Annotated in this window: 17 protein-coding genes, 3 pseudogenes and 1 riboswitch; of the genes and pseudogenes, 13 read left to right on the top strand and 7 right to left on the bottom strand. The window is 72.1% G+C overall.

Features of this window, described 5'->3' with window-relative positions:
• Positions 1 to 303 carry an urease subunit gamma gene (locus GTY58_RS36865; protein ID WP_010988499.1) on the bottom strand — a complete coding sequence of 101 codons (303 nt, stop codon included), beginning with the start codon at positions 301 to 303 and terminating at the stop codon, positions 1 to 3.
• Between the two features lie 906 nt (positions 304 to 1,209).
• Complete coding sequence (locus tag GTY58_RS36860) at positions 1,210 to 1,485, bottom strand: type II toxin-antitoxin system Phd/YefM family antitoxin (RefSeq protein WP_010988497.1); 276 nt, start codon at positions 1,483 to 1,485, stop codon at positions 1,210 to 1,212.
• 234 nt (positions 1,486 to 1,719) lie between these two features.
• Between GTY58_RS36860 and GTY58_RS36855 the strand changes: the two genes are divergently transcribed.
• The 5 genes and pseudogenes from GTY58_RS36855 to GTY58_RS41090 all read left to right on the top strand — a co-directional run.
• Positions 1,720 to 2,355 carry an ATP-dependent Clp protease proteolytic subunit gene (locus tag GTY58_RS36855; protein ID WP_010988496.1) on the top strand — a complete coding sequence of 212 codons (636 nt, stop codon included), beginning with the start codon at positions 1,720 to 1,722 and terminating at the stop codon, positions 2,353 to 2,355.
• A 7-nt stretch (positions 2,356 to 2,362) separates the two neighbouring features.
• Positions 2,363 to 2,671, top strand: coding sequence for a hypothetical protein (locus GTY58_RS36850; RefSeq protein ID WP_010988495.1), 309 nt, complete (start codon positions 2,363 to 2,365; stop codon positions 2,669 to 2,671).
• A gap of 335 nt (positions 2,672 to 3,006) precedes the next feature.
• Positions 3,007 to 3,203: riboswitch (cyclic di-AMP (ydaO/yuaA leader) on the top strand.
• Between the two features lie 3 nt (positions 3,204 to 3,206).
• Positions 3,207 to 3,680 (top strand): C40 family peptidase, encoded by a 474-nt coding sequence (locus GTY58_RS36845; RefSeq protein WP_010988494.1) that lies wholly within the window; start codon positions 3,207 to 3,209, stop codon positions 3,678 to 3,680.
• A gap of 81 nt (positions 3,681 to 3,761) precedes the next feature.
• Positions 3,762 to 4,283, top strand: coding sequence for a DUF6328 family protein (locus tag GTY58_RS36840; RefSeq protein ID WP_037647032.1), 522 nt, complete (start codon positions 3,762 to 3,764; stop codon positions 4,281 to 4,283).
• A 111-nt stretch (positions 4,284 to 4,394) separates the two neighbouring features.
• A pseudogene (locus GTY58_RS41090) lies at positions 4,395 to 4,502 on the top strand (LysR family transcriptional regulator); the annotation flags it as partial.
• Between the two features lie 39 nt (positions 4,503 to 4,541).
• Here the strand turns inward: GTY58_RS41090 and GTY58_RS36835 are convergent.
• Positions 4,542 to 5,000, bottom strand: a complete 459-nt coding sequence (locus tag GTY58_RS36835; protein ID WP_010988492.1) for an ATP-binding protein — start codon at positions 4,998 to 5,000, stop codon at positions 4,542 to 4,544.
• Between the two features lie 247 nt (positions 5,001 to 5,247).
• Between GTY58_RS36835 and GTY58_RS36830 the strand changes: the two are divergent.
• Together GTY58_RS36830 and GTY58_RS36825 are read left to right on the top strand one after the other, a co-directional pair.
• Positions 5,248 to 6,109 (top strand): annotated as a pseudogene (locus tag GTY58_RS36830) (helix-turn-helix transcriptional regulator).
• A 9-nt stretch (positions 6,110 to 6,118) separates the two neighbouring features.
• A pseudogene (locus GTY58_RS36825) lies at positions 6,119 to 6,344 on the top strand (DUF397 domain-containing protein).
• 21 nt (positions 6,345 to 6,365) lie between these two features.
• On the opposite strand, the gene GTY58_RS36820 reads toward GTY58_RS36825, so the two are convergent.
• On the bottom strand, positions 6,366 to 7,523 hold the full coding sequence (locus tag GTY58_RS36820; RefSeq protein ID WP_010988489.1) for an 8-amino-7-oxononanoate synthase: 1,158 nt from the start codon (positions 7,521 to 7,523) through the stop codon (positions 6,366 to 6,368).
• Positions 7,524 to 7,683: 160 nt separating this feature from the next.
• Here GTY58_RS36820 and bioB point away from each other — a divergent pair, with 160 nt between their 5' ends.
• The 3 genes from bioB to bioD are packed head-to-tail and all read left to right on the top strand — an operon-like array spanning position 7,684 to position 10,850.
• Complete coding sequence (gene bioB / locus GTY58_RS36815) at positions 7,684 to 8,850, top strand: biotin synthase BioB (protein ID WP_010988488.1); 1,167 nt, start codon at positions 7,684 to 7,686, stop codon at positions 8,848 to 8,850.
• Positions 8,843 to 10,132 (top strand): adenosylmethionine--8-amino-7-oxononanoate transaminase, encoded by a 1,290-nt coding sequence (locus tag GTY58_RS36810; RefSeq protein ID WP_037647024.1) that lies wholly within the window; start codon positions 8,843 to 8,845, stop codon positions 10,130 to 10,132. Before bioB ends, GTY58_RS36810 begins: the two co-directional genes overlap by 8 nt.
• Before the next feature lies 1 nt (position 10,133).
• Positions 10,134 to 10,850 carry a dethiobiotin synthase gene (bioD, locus tag GTY58_RS36805; RefSeq protein WP_010988486.1) on the top strand — a complete coding sequence of 239 codons (717 nt, stop codon included), beginning with the start codon at positions 10,134 to 10,136 and terminating at the stop codon, positions 10,848 to 10,850.
• 3 nt (positions 10,851 to 10,853) lie between these two features.
• Here bioD and GTY58_RS36800 read toward each other — a convergent pair whose 3' ends face one another.
• The gene (locus GTY58_RS36800; RefSeq protein ID WP_010988485.1) at positions 10,854 to 13,079 is read right to left on the bottom strand and encodes a helix-turn-helix transcriptional regulator; all 2,226 of its coding nucleotides are present in this window, start codon (positions 13,077 to 13,079) and stop codon (positions 10,854 to 10,856) included.
• 114 nt (positions 13,080 to 13,193) lie between these two features.
• Here GTY58_RS36800 and GTY58_RS36795 point away from each other — a divergent pair, with 114 nt between their 5' ends.
• Both GTY58_RS36795 and GTY58_RS36790 read left to right on the top strand, forming a co-directional pair.
• Entirely contained in the window at positions 13,194 to 13,880 is a 687-nt protein-coding gene (locus tag GTY58_RS36795) for an alpha/beta fold hydrolase (protein WP_010988484.1), read from the top strand.
• Between the two features lie 112 nt (positions 13,881 to 13,992).
• Positions 13,993 to 14,679: a class I SAM-dependent methyltransferase gene (locus GTY58_RS36790; RefSeq protein WP_010988483.1), complete on the top strand. Its 687-nt coding sequence runs from the start codon at positions 13,993 to 13,995 to the stop codon at positions 14,677 to 14,679.
• Between the two features lie 16 nt (positions 14,680 to 14,695).
• On the opposite strand, the gene GTY58_RS36785 is transcribed toward GTY58_RS36790, so the two are convergent.
• Both GTY58_RS36785 and GTY58_RS36780 read right to left on the bottom strand, forming a co-directional pair.
• The gene (locus GTY58_RS36785) at positions 14,696 to 15,070 is read right to left on the bottom strand and encodes a hypothetical protein (RefSeq protein ID WP_010988482.1); all 375 of its coding nucleotides are present in this window, start codon (positions 15,068 to 15,070) and stop codon (positions 14,696 to 14,698) included.
• A gap of 4 nt (positions 15,071 to 15,074) precedes the next feature.
• Positions 15,075 to 15,314, bottom strand: coding sequence for a hypothetical protein (locus GTY58_RS36780; protein ID WP_010988481.1), 240 nt, complete (start codon positions 15,312 to 15,314; stop codon positions 15,075 to 15,077).
• Positions 15,315 to 15,542: 228 nt separating this feature from the next.
• Here GTY58_RS36780 and GTY58_RS36775 point away from each other — a divergent pair, with 228 nt between their 5' ends.
• Positions 15,543 to 16,427 (top strand): ABC transporter ATP-binding protein, encoded by an 885-nt coding sequence (locus GTY58_RS36775; protein ID WP_010988480.1) that lies wholly within the window; start codon positions 15,543 to 15,545, stop codon positions 16,425 to 16,427.
• Positions 16,428 to 16,437 lie beyond the last annotated feature (10 nt).

The raw sequence follows: 16,437 nt of genomic DNA, 5'->3' as shown, positions 1-16,437 counted from the left end.
TCAGACGATCGGGTCGTGGACGGTGACGAGCTTGGTGCCGTCCGGGAAGGTCGCCTCGACCTGGACGTCGTGGATCATCTCGGGGATGCCCTCCATGACGTCGTCCCGGGTGAGCAGCTTGCGCCCGGAGGACATGAGTTCGGCGACCGTACGGCCGTCACGCGCGCCTTCGAGGATGTGCGACGTGATGAGCGCGACCGCCTCGGGGTGGTTGAGCTTGAGCCCGCGGGCCCGGCGCTTCTCGGCCACGTCGGCTGCCACATGGATCAGCAGCCTCTCTTGCTCGTGCGGGGTCAGTTGCACGGCGTCCCACCTCACAGTCCTCGCTCCGGACCGTGCGGGGTCCGGCTGCCGCAGCCACCGCGGCGGGGATAGATGTAACATACAGACAGATTGCGCGATCATGCGCACTCCGGATACGAAAACCCCTGGTGGCATGGATCGGCAGGCTAGTTCGCCGGAGTTTCAACTACGTTAACCAGCCCTTGATCCACTCATGACGGCCCGAACGCCCGCTCTTTTTGGTGACCTCCAGCCCCGGGGTCCCGCACCGGGGAGAACGGTGCCCCCGTCGCCGTCGGCCGCCCCGCCACCCGCACCCGCCTGCCGTGTCCGCCCGGCGGCCTCCCGCTCGGCATGCCGGGCCCGGCGGCCGCGACCGGCCGCATGCGGCGGCAACGGGAGCGGCACGAGGGCGCGTTCGAGACCGACCGCCACCCCCATGTGGGCACGGCGCGAGAGGTGGTCGAGGACCGGACCGTATACGGCGCGGTCATCGTCACCGCAGAGGAGCCCCAGCCGCCGACCACTTCGGCCGCAGGCGTCCTATCCGTCACCCGCCACCTGGTGAAACTTGCGACGGCCGGTCTCGCACACGGTCAGCCTGGGCGCCGACAGGACCGGTGAGCCGCCGAGACGGGCACGCAGGGCCGCCGGCGCCGACGGTGAGCACGGCCGCCACCGGGCTCGTGCCGCGCCCCGGGCCGGCCGGCGTCAGGCTCGGCGCGCCGCGCCGCGCCGCACTGCACTGCACTGCACTGCACTGCTGATCATGTCGCTCGGCAATCCGTTCCCGGGCTGGACTTGAGCTCCACAGACGCAGCCGGGGCCGCGGCCGGTCGGGGCTCTCGGCCACTCACTGGCCGCCACCCGGTCCGAGCACCTCGCCACTGCGCCCGGTGCCCTTCGTCTACGGCACTCTTCTACGCCCTACGAGGCATTCGGGCCCCGATGCTCGGCCGCGATGCCGAAGCGCTGTCGCTCGCGGGGTGCGGCGGCGACCTCGCGGACGCTGGACACCGCGCTGACCACCTGCTCCTCCGCCGCGTCCAGCTTGTCGAGCCGCTCCAGATCGGCCGCGGAGACCAGGGCGACGAGGGGCTTCCCGTGCCGCGTCACGACGACGCGCTCGCCGCCGTACACCACACGGTTGATCAGATCGGCGAGCTCAGCCCTGGCTTGCGTCACGGGAATCTCGTAGGCCATGTCCTCCAGCTTAGACCGGGCTCAGGGGGCCTCCCGGAGTGGAGGATCCCGTTGACGTGTCCCCTTCCGAGACACTTCGGCCGCCGCCCCGCCCCTCTTCCCTGAGCTCCGAGCCGCCGCGCATCCCCGTGGAGCCCTTGCCCCACGGGGATTTTCGCTGTCAGCGAGAGACCTCCCCACAGTCTGTACGTCCTGTACATTTTCGACAGGAGTCATTCCGAGGAGGGGCAAGCCATGAACCGACCGTCCGCCCGCTACGCCCTGCCCGAGTTCACCGAGCGCCTCAGTACCGGGCTCCGGACACTGGATCCGTACTCGAAGCTGCTGGACGAACGGATCGTGTTTCTCGGGACACCGATCGACGACACGTCGGCGAACGATGTGATGGCCCAGTTCATGCACCTCGAACACCTGGCCCCGGACCGGGACATCTCGCTGTACATCAACTCCCCCGGCGGCTCGTTCAGCGCGATGACCGCGGTCTACGACACGATGCAGTTCGTCAGCTGCGACGTGGAGACCATCTGCCTGGGGCAGGCGGCATCGGCCGCCGCCGTGCTGCTGGCCGGTGGCACACCGGGCAAGCGGCTCGCGCTGCCCGGCGCACGCGTGCTGATCCACCAGCCGTCGCTGCCCGCGCCGGTCCAGGGCCAGGCGAGCGATCTGGTCATCCAGGCCGCGGAATTGGCGCGTACCCGCGAGCAGTTGGAGGAACTGCTCGTACGGCACACCGGGCAGAGCCCCGAGCGCGTCGCCGCCGACATCGAGCGGGACAAGATCCTGGACGCGCCGGCGGCCGTGGCGTACGGCCTGGTCGACCGGGTCGTCCCGAGCCGCAAGTCGTCCGCCGCCGCGCCCGGCGCGAGGTGAGCCGCCGATGCTGCCGCCCGAACTGCCTCCGCTGCCCGCACTGACCCGCGCCGAGGCCGAGCTGATCGACCGTTACCTCGACGTGGTCGACCTCCTCGGCCGTATCAACCCCGCGCGCCCGGGAGACACCTACCGCGGACTGCGCGCCGCCCAGGCACTGGTGGGCAAGGCGACCGCGCTGCGCGACGCGCTGACGCTGATGCACCAGCGCGGCGAGAGCGAGCTGCACGCCCCGACCCTCGCGCAGGCCCTGCGCGTCCTCGACGGCGAGCGGCGCGCGGCCCGGGTCACCGTGCCGCCGCGATCCGACAGTTGACGCACCCACACCCGGGCCGGCGCCCACCGCGCGCCACGAGCGTCCGGCCCGGGTTCCAAACGAACCAAATGGCGTACCCCCGATCAGCGTAGAAGCCCCAATTTTTCAGGCCCGTACAAGTTGCGCAACGCGCGTAAGCCAAAAGCGGAATAGAGCATTCCAGTGCAGGTCCGGGCCTCCTCGGTGCTCCCAACACCGTTCGAAAACAAGGGGTGTCCACCCGAACGGGTGAGTGGTGAGTAACAACACAAACTCCCCGTTCCGTTGGGATTTTCGGACACCTGTGGGTGAAGATCCCTTCCTGACGGCAAGCCCCCGCCACAGCGGCGGGGCGGTCCGGGCGGACGCCGAGTCCTGCCGCCGCCCGGATGACTGGTCGACAGGAGTGGATCGGCAGGAGTGGAGGACCCAGCAAGGCGGGCCTCCGGAGAGATCCGGAAGGTCCTTGGGGTGAAGCCGCAGTACGCGGCCGGGCTACTTCGCCAGTCCGAATCCGACAGGTCATCCTTCACAGGCGGCTGACGAAGGGTTGCGCATGTCTGCGCTCAATCGTGTCCCCTCGCTGCTGACCAGGGCCGGTACGGCCTCAGCTCTCACCCTTGCTGCCGTGGGCGGCAGCATCGCGGTCCCGGGCGTCGCCTCCGACGCCGCGGCCGCGACACCAGCGACGAAGGCACTCCAGATCGCGGCGTCCAAGAAGGGCTCCCCCTACAAGTGGGGCGCCGCGGGGCCGCGCCGCTTCGACTGCTCCGGGCTCACGCTCTACGCGTTCAAGAAGGCGGGCAAGAGCCTGCCCCGTACGGCTGCGGCGCAGTACAACAAGACCCACCATGTCTCCGCGTCCCACCGCAAGGCAGGGGACCTGGTGTTCTTCCACTCGGGCCGGAGCGTGTACCACGTCGGCATCTACGCCGGGAAGGGAAAGATCTGGCACTCCCCGAAGACCGGGGAAGTGGTGAAGCTCCAGAAGATCTGGACGAAGAGCGTGTGGTACGGCCGGGTCAGCTGACCCACCCGTCGGGGTGACGGCGCGGCCGCGCCGTCACCCCGACGGGGCGTGACACGGGCCGAAACGGTTACTCGTTCACCCATGGCCGACCGACCTGCCCGAGCGTTGCGCGACGAGACATCCCTGGAACGCGCCGACCGCAACTTCGCGGAGCTGCTCCAGGAACTGCGGGTCACCCAGACGGGCGTCCAGATCCTGTTCGCCTTCCTGCTGACCCTGGCCTTCACCCCCCGCTTCCCGGCCCTCGACACGGTGCAGCGCGCCACGTACGTCACCACGCTGCTGCTCTCCATGCTGGCCGCGGCGCTGTTCACGGCGCCCGCCGCGGTGCACCGGGGGCTGTTCCAGCAGAACGCCAAGCCCACCATCGTGCGGCTCTCCTCCCGCCTGGCCTCGATCGGCCTCGGAGTGCTGATGCTGGCCTTCACCGGGTCGGTGCTGCTCGTGGTGGACGTGGCCCTGGGCCGGGGTGCCGGCATCGCCGCCGGCGCGGGGACGCTGGCCGTGTGCGTGGCCCTGTGGGTCGTACTGCCGCTGATGGCGCAGCGTTCGGCTCTCGCGCGGCCGGCCGGCCCGGAAGCAGAACCACGCCGAGAACCCTGAGAACGGCGCCGGTGACGGCCACGACGGCCCGGGCTGCACGCGGCGCCGTGCGCGGCGACCGCAGCGTCCGTACGCCGTGACAGACGTCCACACGCGGCACGGCGACCATGCCTGCGCCCCGACCCGCCCCGACCCGTGGCGCTGACGGCGGTCGCCGGGGCCGGCTCGATCACCCGGACGGCCGAACACCTCGGCCGCACCGCGCCCGCGCTCTCCCGGTGGCCGGTTCAAGCAGCCGTGCGGCACAGTTCAGCGCGGTCAGGGTTCTTGCTGCCCCCCTGCCGTCACCGGCTGCGCGGACACCGCCCACGGGAGTTCGATCAGTACCGTCTTGCCGCCCTCCCGGGTGGGCCGGACCCGCATCCTGCCGCCGCACTCGGCGGTCAGCCAGCGGATGATGACCATTCCGCGGCCGTTGTCCTGCTGGACGGCCGCGGGCAGTCGTTTCGGGAAGCGTGGATGGCTGTCGGTGACACCGATGTGCAGGTGTTCGTCGCGGTCGAGCGCGATGTCAACCGTGAACGTGGGTGACTGCCCGAAGGTGTGCTGGACCGCGTTGGTGGCGAGCTCGGACACGATCAGGCGCACGGTGTCCGCGACTTCCGCGTCGCCCGGCAGGCCCCATTCGGCCAGCACACTCGCGACGTATTTTCGGGCGGCGGAGACCGAGGCGGGATCGCTCGGCAGAGTGACGGATGCTTCCTGGTGATCTGCCATGGCGACGTCGTCCCTTTCCCACGGGACCGGGGCCCGACACGGAGCGGAGGGTTCGAGTACGGTCCCGGACTGGTGCTTCGCGCCAGACTGCCATCACCAGGGCGGCCTCGGTGCCGATCCACCAAGATATGCATATATCTGTCGCCCGAAGCGGTGAACTCTCCGACGACCGACCGTATTTGGGTGGGCATTCGGCCCATCCTCTACCGTCGCCGCGAGCCCGCTTCCCGGGCGAAAGGAGTCGGCCATGCAGTACGGACCAGCAGTGCGCCGCCGCAAACTCGGCGCCGAATTACGCTCCCTACGCGCCCGGGCGGGCCTCACCAGTGGCCAGGCGGCCGGTCTCGTCGGCTGGCACCAGTCCAAGGTGAGCCGGATCGAGACGGGCTCCAGCGGGGTGAAACCGCCCGACGTACGGCTGCTTTTGGACGTATACGGCGTCGAGGATCCCGAACTGCGCGAGCTGCTGCTGGTGTTGGCGGGCTCCGACGACGGCGGCGTCCGGCAGAACTGGTGGCATGCCTATCGCGGGGTGCTGCCGCCGACGTACCGCGACTTCATCAGTCTGGAGTCGCAGGCCAGCGCGATGCGCACGCTGGAGACCTCGGTGGTGCCGGGCCTGCTCCAGACGCCCGAGTACGCCCGGGCGGTGACCCGGGCCGCGGTCGGCAGCGCGGAGGACGCCAAGCTGGACACTCTGGTGGAGGTGCGGCTGGCCCGGCAGGACGTCCTGCGTTCGAACCCGCCGCTGGAACTGACCGCGGTCCTCGACGAGGCGGTGCTGCGCCGGGAGGTCGGCGGCCCGGAGGTCATGACGCAGCAGCTGGAACGGCTGCTGGAGGCGGCCAAGCTGCCTCAAGTGCGGCTTCAGGTACTGCCGTTCGCCGCGGGGGCCCACATCGGAATCACCGGGCCTTTCGTTATCTTCTCCTTTCCGAGCAGATCTGATCTGGATGTGGTTGTTCTCGACCACCTGACGAGTAGCCTCTATCTCGAGCGGAAAGAAGACCTCCAGGCCTACAGCGAGGCCTTCGACACCCTTCGGTTCCACGCCCTTTCACCCAAGGACACGTTGGATTACATGCGCCGCATTAGGTGACGGCTCGTAAGGAGGCACCATGACTGCACTGCCTCGGTGCGTATCCTCAAGTACCTCTCTGCCAGGTGTGCGGTGGCTGCGCAGCAGCCGCAGCACGGGGAATGAACAACTGCGTCGAGACGGCCCGGCCGGGCCCCGGCCCCTGGGCCGGCCTGGTCGCCGTCCGCGACTCGAAGAACGTGAGCGGCCCCGCCCTGCTGTTCGCCCCCGAGGCCTGGGAGGGATTCGTCGCCGGACTGGACTGACAGCCGACCGCTCGTCCCGCACTAGGTGCGATGCACGGCCGTTACGCCGACGTATGGCCGCGTCTCGCCGATCACCCGCACGGCACGGTCGATCTGACCGTCGGTGAGGTCCGCGCGAGCGGTCAGCCTCAGCCGGGAGATGCCGTCGGGCACGGACGGTGGGCGGAAACAGCCGACGGCGAGACCCGCCGCCCGGCAGTCCGCCGCCCACCGCACCGCCTGCTCGGGGGAGGGCGCCCGCACGGAGACGACGGCGGCGTCCGGCCGTACCGCTTCGTGGCCCTCCGCCGTCAGCCGGGTGTGCAGTTCCTTCGCCACCGTACGGGCCCGTGCGGCACGCTCCGGTTCGCGGCGCAGCAGCCGCAGCGCCGCGAGGGCCGCGCCCGCCGCCGCCGGGGCCAGCCCGGTGTCGAAGATGAACGTACGGGCCGCGTTGATCAGGTGGTCGATCACCCGGGCCGGACCGAGCACGGCGCCGCCCTGGCTGCCGAGCGACTTGGACAGCGTGACCGTCACGACCACGTCCGGCGCGCCCGCGAGCCCCGCCGCCCAGGGGGCGCCCCGGCCGCCGTCGCCGAGGACGCCGAGCCCGTGCGCGTCGTCGATCACCAGCCCCGCACCGTACTGCCGGCAGGCTTCGGCGAGGTCCGCCAACGGGGCCGCGTCGCCGTCCACCGAGAAGACCGTGTCCGAGACGGCGACGGCCTGGCCCTCGTGCGTCCCCAGCGCCTTGCGCACGGCGTCCGGATCGGCGTGCGCGACGACCTGGGTGGTGCCCCGCGCCAGCCGGCAGCCGTCGATGAGCCAGGCGTGGTTGCCCGCGTCGGAGACGATCAGGGAGCCGTGCGGGGCGAGCGCGGTGACCGCGGCGAGATTGGCCGCGTACCCGGAGGAGAAGACCAGGGCCGCCTCGAAGCCGCAGAAGTCGGCCAGCTCGCGTTCGAGTTCGCCGTGCAGTTCCGTGGTGCCGGTGACGAGGCGGGAGCCGGTGGCGCCGCCGCCCCACGTCCTGGCCGCCTCGGCCGCGCCCTCGGTGATCTCGGGATGGCGGGCGAGGCCGAGGTAGTCGTTGCTCGCGAGATCGAGGAGGGGCGAGTCGGCGGGGCGCGGGCGCAGGGTGCGTACGAGACCGGCCCGGCGGCGCGTGTGCGCCTGCTCGTCGATCCAGCCGAACGCCATGTGTCCTCCGGACCGTAGTGACGGGTGTTTTGTAGGCAGTGCACAGACCCTAGCGGGACCGTCGGCCGCCCAGGATGTGGCAATACCCACACGTTGAACCGTCTCTGTTGTGCAAACTCTCCTTGGCCCGGGCCCGTCGCATAGGACAGGATCGGCTCTCATGGACCTGCTGAACACGCTGGTGGAAAAGGGGCTTCGGCGCGAGCTGCCGAGCCGAGCCGAGGCGCTCGCCGTCCTTGCCACCTCCGACGACGACGTGCTCGATGTGGTGGCCGCGGCCGGCAAGGTGCGCAGGCACTGGTTCGGCCGACGGGTGAAACTCAACTATCTCGTCAACCTCAAGTCGGGCCTGTGCCCCGAGGACTGCTCCTACTGCTCCCAGCGGCTCGGCTCCAAGGCCGAGATCCTGAAGTACACCTGGCTCAAGCCGGACGAGGCCTCGCAGGCCGCGGCGGCCGGGCTGGCCGGCGGCGCCAAGCGGGTCTGCCTGGTGGCCAGCGGCCGCGGCCCGACGGACCGGGACGTGGACCGGGTCTCCGACACCATCAAGGCGATCAAGGACCAGAACGAGGGCGTCGAGGTGTGCGCCTGCCTCGGTCTGCTCTCCGACGGCCAGGCCGACCGGCTGCGCGAGGCGGGCGCGGACGCCTACAACCACAACCTCAACACGTCCGAGGGGACGTACGGGGACATCACGACCACCCACACGTACGCCGACCGGGTGGAGACCGTACAGAAGGCGCACGCGGCGGGCCTGTCGGCCTGCTCGGGGCTGATCGCCGGCATGGGCGAGACGGACGAGGACCTGGTCGACGTGGTCTACTCGCTGCGCGAGCTGGACCCGGACTCCGTTCCGGTCAACTTCCTGATCCCGTTCGAGGGCACCCCGCTCGCCAAGGAGTGGAACCTGACGCCTCAGCGGTGTCTGCGCATCCTCGCGATGGTCCGGTTCGTCTGCCCGGACGTCGAGGTCCGCATCGCGGGCGGCCGCGAGGTCCACCTCCGTACGATGCAGCCGCTCGCGCTGCACCTCGCCAACTCGATCTTCCTCGGCGACTACCTCACCAGCGAGGGCCAGGCGGGCAAGGCGGACCTGGAGATGATCGCGGACGCCGGGTTCGAGGTGGAGGGGGCCGACCAGGTGACGCTGCCGGAGCACCGGGCGCCGGCCGGCGGCTGCGGGTCTGAGCAGAGCGCGGGGTGCGGGTCGCACGAGGGCGGCGGAGCCTGCGGTTCCGCTCCCGCGCCGCGGACCGACGAGGCCCGTACGGACCTGGTCGCCGTACGCCGCCGGGGTGCCGGAACGGACCTCGCGCCCAATGCCTGACCTGTCCCTGGCCGAGCTGCTCGACCTCGATCGGCGGCACGTCTGGCACCCGTACGGGCCGATGCCCGGCCGTCAGGAACCGCTCGTCGTCGAGGCGGCGAGCGGGGTGCGGCTGCGCATGGCCGACGGAACGGGCGAACTGATCGACGGCATGTCGTCGTGGTGGTCGGCGATCCACGGCTACAACCACCCCGTGCTCAACGAAGCGGCGCGCGAGCAGCTGTCGCGGATGAGCCATGTCATGTTCGGCGGGCTCACCCACGAGCCCGCCGTGCGCCTCGCGAAGCGTCTTGTCGACATCTCGCCCGAGGGTCTGGAGCACGTCTTCCTCGCCGACTCCGGCTCGGTCTCGGTCGAGGTCGCGGTCAAGATGTGCCTCCAGTACTGGCGGTCGCTCGGCCGTCCCGGCAAGCAGCGGCTGCTGACCTGGCGCGGCGGCTACCACGGCGACACCTGGCAGCCGATGTCCGTGTGCGACCCCCAGGGCGGGATGCACGAGCTGTGGCAGGGCGTGCTCCAGCGCCAGGTGTTCGCCGACGCGCCGCCGGTCGCCTACGAGGAGTCGTACGCGGATCAGCTGCGCGAACTGATCGAGCGGCACGCCGACGAACTGGCCGCGGTGATCGTGGAGCCGGTGGTGCAGGGCGCGGGCGGGATGCGGTTCCACTCCCCCGCCTATCTGCGGGTGCTGCGCGAGGCGTGCGACGCGCACGACGTGCTGCTCGTGTTCGACGAGATCGCCACCGGTTTCGGGCGCACCGGCGCGCTGTTCGCGGCGGACCACGTCGGGGTGACGCCGGACGTGATGTGTCTGGGCAAGGCGCTGACCGGCGGCTATCTGACGCTGGCGGCGACGCTGTGCACGGCGCGGGTGGCCGACGGGATCTCCCGGGGGGAGGTGCCGGTGCTCGCGCACGGGCCCACCTTCATGGGCAACCCGCTCGCCGCCGCGGTGGCGAACGCCTCGATCGACCTGCTGCTCGGGCAGGACTGGCAGACCGAGGTCAAGCGGATCGAGACGGGGTTGCGCGAGGGGCTCGCCGCCGCGGCCGACCTGCCCGGAGTGCGGGACGTACGGGTCCTCGGGGCCATCGGTGTCGTTCAGCTCGACCGCCCCCTCGACGAGGCGGCCATGGCGGCCGCGACACGGGCCGCCGTGCGCGAGGGCGTGTGGCTGCGGCCGTTCCGCGACCTCGTCTACACGATGCCGCCGTACGTCACGGGTGACGCGGATGTGGCACGGATCGCCGGCGCGGTGTGCGCGGCGGCAAGGGAAGGGTGACATGTCGGTACTGGTGATCACGGGGACCGGCACGGAGGTCGGCAAGACGGTCACGACGGCCGCCGTCGCGGCGGTCGCCGTCGCGGCCGGGCGGTCCGTGGCCGTGCTCAAGCCCGCGCAGACGGGCGTACGGCCCGACGAGCGCGGGGACGCCGACGAGGTGGCCCGTCTCGCGGGTGCGGTGACGACGCTCGAACTCGCCCGCTATCCCGAGCCGTTGGCGCCCGCGACCGCCGCCCGGCGGGCCGGTCTGCCGCCCGTGGGGCCGCACGAGGTGGCCGAGGCCGCGGCGAAGCTGGCGGTGGAGCACGATCTCGTGCTGGTCGAGGGGGCGGGCGGGCTGCTCGTGCGCTTCGACGACGCGGACGGCACCCTGGCGGATGCGGCCCGGCTGCTGGACGCGCCGGTGCTGGTCGTGGCGTCGGCGGGACTGGGCACGCTGAACACCACGGAGCTGACGGCACGTGAACTGCGGCGCCGGGAGATCGGCTTCGCGGGTGTCGTCATCGGGAGCTGGCCCGAGTCGCCCGACCTCGCCTCCCGTTGCAACCTCGCCGACCTGCCGGCCGTGGCCGGAGCCGGTCTGCTCGGCGCGATTCCGGCGGGGGCCGGCGCGCACTCGCCCGTCGGCTTCCGTGCGGGGGCGCCGGGTTGGCTGGCGCCCCGACTGGGCGGAACGTGGGACGCGGACACGTTCGCCTCGGCGTTCGTGCCGTAGGCCTCACACGTCCGTCTCGCCCAGGAGCCGTACCAGCTCGATGCGCGACCGGATCCCCAGCCGGGCGAAGACGCCCCGGAGGTGGTGGTCGATGGTGCGTGGGCTGAGGAGCAGGCGGGCGGCGATCTCCCGGTTGGTGGCTCCCTCGGCGGCCATGCGGGCGACCATCAGCTGCTGGGCGGTCAACCGGGCGGCCAGGTCGTCCGCGCCGCGGGCGGGTGCGGACGGTTCGCCGAGACCGCCCAGACCGCCGAGAACACGGAGTTCCGCCCGGGCCTGCGCCGCGCACTGCGGGGCGCCGAAGTGCTCGAAGGCCGCCAGGGCGCTGTGCAGGCGGTCACGCGCCTCCGCCCGGCGGCGCAGCCGGCGCAGTGCGCCGCCGAACAGCAGCTCCGTACGGGCGCGTTCGAAGTCCCGGGTACCGCAGGCGTGCAGGTCGAGGGCCGTGCGGTAGTGGTCCACGGCCTCGGGGCCGCCGGCCAAAAGGGCTCGGCAGCGGGCGCTCAGGGCCAGCTCGTCGGGGTTGCGGATGGTGCGCGCCCAGTGGTCGTAGTCGGCGTGGGCGGCGCGGGCGACCCGGGTGTCGCCGGTGCGGACGGCCGCCTCCACGTAGTGGGGGGTGGCCAGGTGCCGGATGGCGCGGTGGCCGTGGCCGGGGCCGAAAGCGGCCAGGGCGCGCAGCCGGGCCGCGGCGGCGGCGAAGCGGCCGGTACTGAGGTCGAGGAAGGCCAGGGCGAACAGGGCGAGGGCGGCCGGCAGACCGAGGCCGCGTGGCAGGGCGTAGGAGCGGGCGGCCTCGGCCCGGTCGCGGCACACCTCCGCGTCGCCGGTGAGGGCGGCGAACATGGCGAGGGCGGCCTGCAGATGGCAGGCGCCGTTGTCCTGCCCGGTGGTGTACGCCTGGCGCAGCGACTCCAGGGCGCCCGCCTCGGCGGCCCGCGGGCGCCCGGTCCAGAACTCGGCGTAGGCCCGGAACTCCATGGCCTGCGGGACGGTGACCGTCTCGCCCCTGGTGCGGGCGGAGGCGGCCGCCCGCGCGGTGGCGGTGGCGGCGCCGGTGTGGTCGCCGAGGAGCAGCGCGGCGATGCCGGAATGGATGAGCAGGGTGGGATCGCCGCCGGGACCGCAGCGCCCGGCGGCGGCCTGGAGCAGGTCGCGGGCGTCGGCGTAGCGGCCCTCGAACGCGGCCGCCAGTCCGCCGAGCGTGCCCGATGGCACGATCCCGAGCCGGTCCGCCACGGCGGCCGCCTCCCGGCAGCGGCGCAGGTCCCCGGTGTAGATGGCGGCTTCGGTGGCGCGGGCGAGGAGGTGGACGGCGGGGTCGGGGGCGCCCGGTGGCAGGGCGTGGGCGGCGGCCGCGTGCCGGGCCGCCGCCGCGAGCAGCGCGTCGAAGGCGTCGCCGGCGTTCCCCGCGCGGAGCGCCAGCAGACCGCCCAGCGCGTCGTTGTCCGTGGCCGCGATCAGCCGGCGGGCCCGGTCGCCGTCGCCGGACTGCCAGGCGTCGGCCGCCGCGCGGGCGAGCAGCCGGGGCCGCTCGTGCGGGTCCGGGGTGAGTGCGGCGGCGCGTTCCGCGAGGGCGCAGGCCAGGGCGTGTTCGCCGGCCCGGCGCGCCTGGGCCGCGGCCGGTCCCAGCTGCGCCGCGAGCCGTCTGCTGGGGCCGAGCGCGGCGGCGCCCCGGTGCCAGAACCGGCGGGGTGCCTCACCCGCGCCGCTCAGGACCCGGCCCAGCAGCTGGTGGGCCTCGCGCCGGTCCGCCGCGGAGGCGGTCTCGTATGCGGCGATCCTGGTCCACGGGTCGCGGAAGACGATCCCGCCGGGCGTGGTGTGCGCGAGCTGCGCGGTCTCGGCGGCGTCCAGGGGCCGGGTGTCGAGCCGGGCCGCGGCGACCGCCCGCAGGAAGGCGTGGGTGGCGACCGGGTACTGGTCGGCGGCGGCGAGCAGGAGCAGCAGCCGGGTGTCGTCGGGCAGGGCGCGGATCTCCCGGCGGTGGGCCCGCAGAGTTGCGGGGACGAGGGAGGCGGGGTCGGCCGGGAGCGGGTCGAGGCCGGTCAGCTGACGGGTGCTCAGTACGGAGGCGAGTTCCAGGGCGGCGCGCGGGTCTCCGTGGGCGGCGCGCAGCACCCGTACCCGTACGCCTTCGGGAAGGGGCGGGTCCAGGCGCGGCCACGCGTGCGTGACCTGCGGTGTCGAAGTCCGCGGAAGGGGCGAGGGGTTCACCGAAGTCACCACGCGTTTGACGTTACTGGCGGGTTAACTGGTCCGTAAAGACCGGCGATTTCACCGATGCGGCGCGCGTAGAACCCGGCTGACACTCCAGAGACCCCACCCGTTTCAGGAGGCACCATGCAACGCCGCGTGCGGCGCGTCACCGCGGTCTTCTCGGCCGCGGTCGCTTCGATCCTTCTGTCGCTCTCCCTGGCCGCGGTCCCCGCTCGAGCCGCGACCCACGACCCCGTCATCTTCGTCCACGGCATCAGCAGTTCGGCGAGCAGTTGGGACGACTGGATCGCCGACTTCGAGGCCGACGGCTACACCGCCTCCGAGCTGGACGCGTGGTCGTACGACTGGTCCCAGTCGAATGTGACGACCGCGCAGCAACTGGCCACCGAGGTCAGGAGCGTGCTCGCGAGGACCGGCGCGTCCAAGGTCGACCTGGTCGTGCACTCCATGGGCGCGCTGAGTGCCCGTTACTACCTCAAGAACCTCGGCGGGACGTCGTACGTCGACGACTTCGTCTCCACCGCCGGGGTGAACCACGGGACGACCGTCGCCTCGTGGTGCAAGTGGCTCTACACGTCCTGTTCGGAGATGTACACCGGAAGCTCGTTCCTGACCTCCCTCAACTCCGGTGACGAGACGCCGGGCGGCGTGGCGTACGCCAGTTACTGGTCGAACTGCGACGACCTGCTCACCCCGGACACCAGCGCGATCCTGAGCGGCGCGACCAATGTCGAGGTCGGGTGCGTCTCGCACACCGACATGAACAACGACTACGGCGTCTACCAGCAGGTGCGGACCTTCGTCGGCTGAGCCGCCGGCAGCGCCCGGTGCGGCCCCCGCGCGACGGGGGCCGCACAGCGGGGGTGGGCGCAGCCCGTACGGGGGACAATGCGGGTAAGGCCCGTCCTCCAGGGAGGTCCTCATGCCGCTGCGGTCCGCCGGATCGGGCAAGGCGTCGCGGGACGCCGTGCACCATCCGCTGTTCGCCCGCTCCTACGCCCGGATCAGCGTCACCGCCGAGACCCGGCTCGGGATGGGCGGCGTACGCGACCGGCTGCTGGCCGGGCTCAGCGGCCGGGTCATCGAGATCGGCGCGGGCAACGGTCTCAACTTCGCGCACTATCCCGGGGCCGTCTCGGAGGTCGTCGCGATCGAACCCGAGCGGCTGCTGCGGCAGTTGGCGGTCGAGGCGGCGCTGCGCTGCGATGTGCCGGTCGACGTGGTGCCGGGTGCGGCGGAGGCGCTGCCGGTCAAGAGCGAGGCCTTCGACGCGGCCGTCGTCTCCCTGGTGCTGTGCAGCGTCCGGGACGTGTCGCGGGCGCTCGGCGAGTTGCGGCGGGTGCTGCGGCCCGGGGGCACGCTGCGGTTCTTCGAGCACGGCGCGGGCGGCGGGCGCGCGATGGCCGCAACCCAGCGCGCCCTCGACCGCACGGTGTGGCCGCGTCTCAACGGCGGCTGTCACCTCACGCGGGACGCCGTCAGCGCGGTGCGCGAGGCCGGGTTCGAGCTGGGCCCCTACCGGCGGATGCTGCTGCCGGAGAAGGGGCCGCGGCTGCCCACCTCGTACTGCGTCCTCGGCACCGCGTGGCGGCCCGGGTCCGCGGACTGAGCGTGCCCGCGGGTGCTCACAGGCTCCATTGCCGCAGTTCGCGCGCGATGTCGTCGACGCCGGCCTCCCCGCTCTTCACCAGCCGGGCGAGCTCGCGCACCTGCTCGGGCGAGGTGACGACCTTGGCGCCGCCCGCGACGAGATAGGCGTAGGCGACGGCGGACGCGAACAGGGCGTTGGAGCGTTCGAGGGCCGGCACGTGCAACAGCAGCTGGAGCAGGGCGGCGGCGCGGGCGTGCGGCGTGTCGTAGACGGGGATGCCGAATATCTCCGCCTCGTGCCGGCTGACGGCGGCGACGAGGGCTCCCCAGTCGGTGACCTGGGGATCTCCGGGCGTCTTCTGCTCGGCGATCATGAGGAGCCAGGCGAGGTCGATTCTGAGATTCTCCAAGGGATCAACGACGACTTTCGCGCGTGCCCTCGCGGTCCGCGCCGAACTCCTCGGCGAAGACGGTCTCGTACTGCTTCATGAAGTCTGCGGCGGCCTCCACGAAGGTGTGGCCCGCTTCCCCGGTGTCCTGTCGGACCAGTTCTTCGATGTAACGGTTCACGCTCATGCCGCGCTCCAGGGCTCGCTCGCGGGCGGCGCGGGCGGTGCCCTCGTCGACCCTCACGTTCAGCTGAGTCTTCGCCATACCTCGAAGCTAGCGCCGTGGTGCTAGCACCGGCAAGGGCTCCACCCCGGGATGGAGCGTGTCCCTTACACCGGTATCAGGGGCCCGACCTGGGGTGGAGAAGGTCCGGCACCTCAGGGGGATATCGGGTGTGCCCTGCGTCACACTACCCTCGGCCCGGACCGGGGAGACATCGGCCCGGACGGGGAACACAAGGTAATCGGGACGTCCACGACCTAGGAGGCGGCGTTGTCCACACCTGCTGCGGAGCACGCCCCCGGCCGCCCGGAGGCGGACGGGTTCGCCGCCCGCACCCGCGGCCTGACGAAGGCGTACGGCTCGGGCGAGACGACCGTGCTCGCCCTCGACTCGGTCGACGTGGACATCGCGCGCGGCCGCTTCACCGCGGTGATGGGGCCCTCGGGCTCCGGAAAGTCCACCCTCATGCACTGTCTGGCCGGGCTCGACAGCGTCTCGGCCGGACAGGTGTGGCTCGGCAACACCGAGATCACGGGGCTGAAGGACGGCGAGCTGACCCGGCTGCGGCGGGACCGGATCGGCTTCATGTTCCAGTCGTTCAATCTGATCCCGACGCTCAACGCGGTCGAGAACATCACCCTGCCCATGGACATCGCCGGCCAGAAGCCCGACCAGAAGTGGCTGGACCAGGTGATCGACACCCTCGGCCTGCGGGACCGGCTGAGGCACCGGCCCGCGCAGCTGTCCGGCGGGCAGCAGCAGCGCGTCGCCTGCGCCCGGGCCCTGGCCTCCCGCCCCGAGCTGATCTTCGCCGACGAGCCGACCGGCAACCTCGACTCCCGGGCGGGCCTCGAAGTGCTGGGCTTCCTGCGCGAGGCGGTCGACGAACTGGGGCAGACCGTCGTCATGGTCACGCACGACCCCGGCGCGGCCGCCCACTCCGACCTGGTGCTCTTCCTCGGGGACGGGCGGATCGTGGACGAGATGGCACGGCCGACGGCGGAGGCGGTGCTGGAGCGGATGCGCCTCTTCTCCGGGGGACCCTCCCAGACGCCCGAGTCCGACACGAACCACGCCGCCTCCGACGGCGCCGTCCCGCCCGGCGCCGTCCCGCCCGGCGGCGACTCCGCCGACGGCACCCCCGACCAGGACTGAGGCAGGACGC

It is taken from the genome of Streptomyces sp. SID5469 (assembly GCF_009862865.1).
Taxonomy (GTDB): Bacteria; Actinomycetota; Actinomycetes; order Streptomycetales; family Streptomycetaceae; genus Streptomyces; species Streptomyces avermitilis.
This window is presented reverse-complemented; position numbering and strand designations above follow the sequence as displayed.